This window comes from Candidatus Eisenbacteria bacterium, from assembly GCA_035577985.1.
Classification (GTDB): Bacteria; Desulfobacterota; Binatia; order DP-6; family DP-6; genus DATJZY01.
Genome location: DATJZY010000165.1, coordinates 1 through 3096 on the forward strand (window position 1 = coordinate 1; position 3096 = coordinate 3096).

Annotated in this window: 3 protein-coding genes and 1 pseudogene; 3 read left to right on the top strand and 1 reads right to left on the bottom strand. The window is 67.3% G+C overall.

Features of this window, described 5'->3' with window-relative positions:
- The 3 genes from VMS22_23365 to VMS22_23375 form a co-directional block, all read left to right on the top strand.
- The coding region (locus tag VMS22_23365) for a glycosyl transferase family 1 (protein ID HXJ36987.1) at nucleotides 1-1287 on the top strand (1287 nt) is incomplete at its 5' end.
- A 125-nt stretch (nucleotides 1288-1412) separates the two neighbouring features.
- Nucleotides 1413-2255: a glycosidase gene (locus VMS22_23370; GenBank protein HXJ36988.1), complete on the top strand. Its 843-nt coding sequence runs from the start codon at nucleotides 1413-1415 to the stop codon at nucleotides 2253-2255.
- Nucleotides 2256-2274: 19 nt separating this feature from the next.
- Nucleotides 2275-2763: a hypothetical protein gene (locus tag VMS22_23375; GenBank protein ID HXJ36989.1), complete on the top strand. Its 489-nt coding sequence runs from the start codon at nucleotides 2275-2277 to the stop codon at nucleotides 2761-2763.
- A 171-nt stretch (nucleotides 2764-2934) separates the two neighbouring features.
- Here the strand turns inward: VMS22_23375 and VMS22_23380 are convergent.
- Nucleotides 2935-3044: pseudogene (locus VMS22_23380) on the bottom strand (hypothetical protein).
- Nucleotides 3045-3096 lie beyond the last annotated feature (52 nt).

The window sequence follows — 3096 nt, forward strand, 5'->3', positions numbered from 1 at the left end:
CTCGGTGATGACGGGCAGCGGCTCGCCCTCTGCAAGCGGGCCGCGGCGCATGGTCGGGAAATGCTCTGGCCCGCGGTGGCGCGCCGCTACATGCAGAGCTTCGAGCGTGCGCGTGCCGAGCATACGGACCGGCTTCGGACGGTCTTCCAGGCGAAGACCCTCGCCAGGCGGCCTGCCGAGCTGCCCGACATCGACCTCGCGTACGTGGGCCTCATGACCGACCACACGGGTATGTTGCAGCATGGATCCTTCAACGTCCCGCGTTACGACGACGGGTATTGCCTCGACGACAATGCGCGAGCGTTGATCGCGATGGTGCTCGTCGAGGACGCTGGCACCGCCGACGCCAAGGTCGTGCGCGCGCTCGCGTCGCGCTACCTGGCCTTCGTGAGCCACGCGTTCAACCCGGATCTCGGTCGGTTCCGGAACTTCATGTCCTACACCCGACGGTGGGTCGACGAGTGCGGGTCGGAGGACAGCCACGGCCGCGCGCTCTGGGCGCTGGGGACGGTCGTCGGGCGTTCGGTCGATCCGGGCAGGCAGAGCCTGGCGGGTCAGCTCTTCCACGCCGCCCTGCCAGCGCTCGAGGCGTTCACGAGCCCGCGCGCATGGGCGTTCGCTCTGCTCGGTATCGACGAGTATCTGCGCGCGTTCCAAGGCGACAGCAGCGTGGAATCGATCCGCACGACGCTCGCGGAGCGCCTCCTCGACCTGTTTCGGAAGACGAGCACGAGCGATTGGCCGTGGTTCGAGGACCGGGTCACGTACTGCAACGCGCGCCTGTCTCAGGCGCTCTTCGTCTCCGGGTCCCGGATGGCTCACGCGGAGATGGTCGCTGCGGGCGCGCGATCGCTCGAGTGGCTGACGGAGATCCAGTGTTCGGAGGACGGCTACTTCGCTCCCATCGGCTCGAACGGTTTCTACGAGCGGGATGGGACGAAGGCTGCATTCGACGGCCAGCCGGTGGAGGCCTGCGCGATGGTCTCGGCCTGTCTCGAAGCGCAGCGCGCCACCGGTGAGGGACGCTGGGCGGAGCACGCTCGCCGCGCGTTCAAATGGTTTCTCGGACAGAACCACCTGCAGCAATCGCTCTACGACGCGACGACGGGCGGCTGCCGCGACGGGCTCCACGCGGATCGCGCGAACGAGAATCAGGGCGCCGAATCGACGCTCTCCTTCCTGCTCGCCCTGCTGGAAATGCGTTCAGCGGATCGGGCCGGCGCAGATCCCGAGCGCGCGCGCGATATCGCCGCCAATGGCTCGACGATCTGGGAGGCCAAGACCTGAGTTCGAAGCACGGCTACGAGACGCTCTTCCAGCGCCACGAGAAGAACCCGATCCTGACGGCGGCCGACTGGCCCTATCCGGCCCACACCGTCTTCAACGCGGGTGCGACGAAGCAAGCTGACGGTATGACACTGCTCTTGTGCAGGGTCGAGGATCGCCGCGGACACTCGCACTTGTGTGCAGCGCGGTCGGCGAACGGCATCGACGGGTGGATCATCGACGAAGAGCCGACGCTCCGACCCGATCCCAAGAACTATCCGGAGGAGCTGTGGGGAATCGAGGATCCCCGGATCACATTCGTCGAGGAGCTCGGGCAGTACGTCATCGCGTACACCGCCTTCAGCAAGGGTGGCCCGGGCGTGGCACTCGCGTTGACGGAGGATTTCCGCCACTTCGAGCGCATTGGCCTGGTGATGCAGCCGGACGACAAGGACGCGGCGTTGATGCCGCGTCGCATCGACGGGAATTTCGCGCTGCTCCACCGCCCGATGACTGAGTCGGGGGCGCACATCTGGGTCTCGTTCTCGCCGGACCTTCGCAACTGGGGACATCACAAGCCGGTCTTACACGCCCGCAAGGGCGCGTGGTGGGACGCGCACAAGGTCGGGCTCTCGCCCCCGCTGATCGAGACGCCCGAAGGTTGGCTGATGCTCTATCACGGCGTCCGCCACACGGCGGCCGGGTGCCTCTACCGACTCGGTGTCGCGCTGTTCGCGCTGGACGAGCCGGACCGCTGCATTTCGCGCGGCGACTCGTGGATCTTCGGTCCCGAGGCGCCGTACGAGCGCGAAGGGGACGTGGGCTATGTGGCCTTTCCCTGTGGCTACACGCTCGGAGCCGACGGCGACGCGATCAATCTCTACTACGGCGCCGCGGATACCTGCGTGGCTCTGGCAACGGGAAGCGTCCGCCAGCTGCTTCGCTGGCTCGATGAGCACGGGAGCGGGCCGGACCTGGTTCGAGGCTGACTAGAGGGAGGGAGCGAACGTGAAGACCTGGGGAGAGAGCAAGCTCCAGAACGAATGGGAGATGATCTCTGGGCACGTCGGGCGCATCCGCGAAGAGCTCGAGGCGACACGTCGGCGCATCGCGCAGGGCGAGGATCCCGGCTGCGCAGATCGGGTGGAGCTCCAGCAGCTCGCAGGTCGATTGGCTGCGTACGAGGCAGAGGAGCAGGCGATCGGCGGACGCCTCGACGTGGTGCGGGACGACCGGGAGCGCCGCGAGGCGGAGGCTCGTCCGAGGCTCGTCGAGGTGGGGGACGCATACGCCCTCGCCATCGCCCGGCTCGAGGAGGGAGCCCAGTCGCTCGCCGAGCTGCGCGCCGATGCAGACGAGGTCGCCCGACGGCTCCTGTTGGCAAAGGAGGAGGTGGGGGCGCAAGGCGCCGGGGTCCCGATCCCAACTCGGATCACCATCGCCAAGAACACGGACCCGCGCCGGGGACGTGACTGGCTCATCGAATGGAGGCGGTGAGGCGGCCTGCCCCTGAAGCAGTGACGTCCCTCCGAAAACTCGACCAACTCGAGTGACACTCCTCCTTCCAGAGAGGCGACGGCGGCTGAAGGGAGGGCGTCCTGAGGGCAGCTCCCCGTGACGCGCTCGAAGCTGCGAGAGCGGCAGTTCAGCGCCCCGTCGATGTGACCGGCTGCGTACTCGTGCGGCTCGCGCACATCCACCGTGATCGCATCCTTGCCGCCGAGGGTGGCCCACTCCGCGAGCGGCATGAGTCCGTCGAGATGATTGCTGGCGATCATCCCGGCAAGGTTTACGGGGTCTTTGCCGCACCGTATTGGGGCGCATAGCAAA

What these genes read in the sequence shown, in the direction of transcription:
- VMS22_23370 (HXJ36988.1), top strand. Translation starts at nt 1,413, where the DNA reads ATGACACTGCTCTTGTGCAGGGTCGAGGATCGCCGCGGACACTCGCAC.